Raw genomic sequence first — 2,708 nt, forward strand, 5'->3', positions numbered from 1 at the left:
TTACAACATAAGAAATAGCGCCGCCCAGTTGGCGCTGATGGTAGACCTACTTTACACAAACGACCATCAATTATGTCTCGGTGTGCAGTAACCTCACATGATAAGGCAATGCCATTGCCTAATTCTGCAGCTCTAGTTGATAATAGTGCATCACTAAACATGTTCATTTTCTGGTAAATTGCCGGTTTTAAATTATGATGGTTAAACCATAACTGCCAATCAGAGTTCTCTTTTCCATTCGTTACCAATAGCGTGTAGCCAGTCAAATCCTTTATCTTTATTATCGTTGTATCGTTAATTATTTTAGGACTGATAACAGGAATTAATCTTTCTTGAAATAGTTGTTGATAGTGATAACCATCAATACTCTCTTCTGTTGTAATAAATAAATCAGCAATTTCATCACACATTGTTGGATGATTAATGGCTAATATAATTTCGACATCAATATTTGGATGGGCAGAATTAAATTGTTCAATTTCATATGTAAGATAACCGAGTGAAAGAGATGGGTAGGTAGCAATTCGTATTTTTCCGCGACTTATAGAATTGAAATTGCAAATTCCGTTAAGTTGGTCAAAAATGGGCGTTAACTGATATGCTAACCAAGTGCCTTTCTTCGTCAGTTCTATGTTGGTACCACAACGTATGAATAACTTCTCAGCATAAAACTCTTCAAGAAGTTTTACCTGCTTCGACACAGCTCCTTGAGTAATAGCCAACTGCGAAGCCGCGATAGAAAAAGATTGATTACGTGCAACAGAGTCGAATACTTGTATAGCTCGTAGTGGTGGTAATCGATGCATTTAAATCATCCAAATATGCATATTTCGTCGGACAAGATATTCTTTAAAATAAATAGCCTTTGAATTGATATGTTATTAAAAAAACTAACTTTATATTATCTATATATCACAATAAACATAAATGGCTGCGTTGTTAAAAGACTATTAAAAAAGATTTAATAATTCAATTTAATTATTAAATAACAATAAGTTATAACTATTTGATGAACTATGTCATAGAGGTATTTATCTCAATGTGAGATCTAGAGTGTATTCTTGCTTACCATACCTAAGGACAGTATTAGCATTATCTAAGAAAAATCAGAAAGTTACTCACCGATAATCAACGTTTATTGATAAGGTGGAATGTTGCTCTGTTTATTCCATTATCCAGGGTAGAACGATATTGCGCCCTAAATCTGATGATATTGATAGCCGTAAATGTCCACTTATTTTACCTTGTATTTGATGAGCCGCTATTTGCCCTTGCGCTAAGCTTCCAACGCTCTCGACAGTGAAACAGAAATTGCTTACCTGCAGGTGTAATACGTAGCTGCCTAGTCGTTCTTATAATATTTTTCTAATCGACGTAGTGCTTAACTGACGGCTGAAGGCGTCAGTTAAGCTGTTTGGCAGATTCCGTTATGCTGTCAGTTTCAACTGTTCGAACGAATAAATGCAGATCTGAAGTGTTCATTATAAACTTATTATTAATAGTATATATATTATTGGTTGGTTTTTAGTTTATAGACAATGGTTCATAATGTCTTTAACCGTTAAGACAATTAGAGTAACCAGAGACAGTTATGACCAATCCAATAAGCTTGAAAGACCCACTTAAGCTGCCATGTGGCGCTGTTATTAAAAACAGGCTTATAAAATCTGCGATGTCAGATTCACTTGCCGATGGCGAGGGTAATGCTACAAATCTGCAGGCTAGGCTTTATGAACGGTGGGCGAAGAGCGGACTTGGACTATCGGTTATAGGCGAAGTACAGGTTGATCCGCGGTTTCCTGAAAAGCCGGGTAATCTGGTTTTAGCTGATGGGATGGATTTAGCTGCATTGCGTGAGCTAACTTCACGTGCCGCTATTAATGGCGCTCATATATGGCCTCAGTTAAGTCATGCTGGTGGGCTTTCTCATTTACCCATAAGCCAACCCAAAGGACCATCAGCGCTTAATATTAGCCAGTTTCAGTGTGCCGGAATGTCGATTGATGAAATTTATCAATTACCTGATATGTATGCCAAATCTGCTATGTTAGCTAAAGACGTTGGATTTACAGGTGTGCAAATTCATGCAGGTCATGGATTTTTACTTAGTCAGTTTTTGTCGCCATTGTTTAACCATCGACAAGACCAATATGGTGGTTCTATTGAAGCGCGATGTCGAATTATTGTCGAAATAATTGCAAAGGTGCGAAGTGCAGTGGGGGATTCATTCCCGATAGGCATTAAGATTAATTCCACCGATCAATTAGAAGGTGGTTTAACGCAGGAAGATGCATTAGCCGCTATCCGAATATTGGATCAAACTTCATTAGACTTGATAGAAATAAGCGGTGGATCTTATTTCCCTGGAGCCAAATCTAGCTCTGATTCATCTACAAAAGGCCCTTATTTTGCAGAGTTTGCAGCAACAGCAAAGCGCTTATCGAATGTGCCTATAGCGGTTACTGGAGGGTTTAAAACCTATGCACAGGCATTAAAGGTAATAGAATCTGGCGCTGTTGATTTTGTTGGATTAGCGCGTGCATTAGTCATAACCCCCGAGCTTGCGAAAGACTGGCTAATTGGGACGGCAACTGCCCCTAGTTTTCCTCGATTCAAGGCGCCACCTCAAGGTGGAATAACGGCTTGGTTTACCATGCTGTTAACCGCTATAGCTAATGATAGCGAGGAAAGTTTTGAGCTTGAATTAT

2 protein-coding genes are annotated in these 2,708 nt (G+C 38.3%); one reads left to right on the forward strand and one right to left on the reverse strand.

The window, feature by feature from the left end:
• On the reverse strand, nt 1-806 hold an 806-nt coding region (locus CXF78_RS19530; RefSeq protein ID WP_102037692.1), incomplete at its 3' end, for a LysR substrate-binding domain-containing protein.
• 785 nt (nt 807-1,591) lie between these two features.
• Between CXF78_RS19530 and CXF78_RS19540 the strand changes: the two genes are divergently transcribed.
• Nucleotides 1,592-2,708 (forward strand): NADH:flavin oxidoreductase/NADH oxidase family protein (locus tag CXF78_RS19540; protein WP_102037693.1); only part of this gene is annotated, 1,117 nt, incomplete at its 3' end.

Source organism: Shewanella sp. 11B5 (assembly GCF_002836795.1).
Lineage (GTDB): Bacteria > Pseudomonadota > Gammaproteobacteria > Enterobacterales > Shewanellaceae > Shewanella > Shewanella frigidimarina.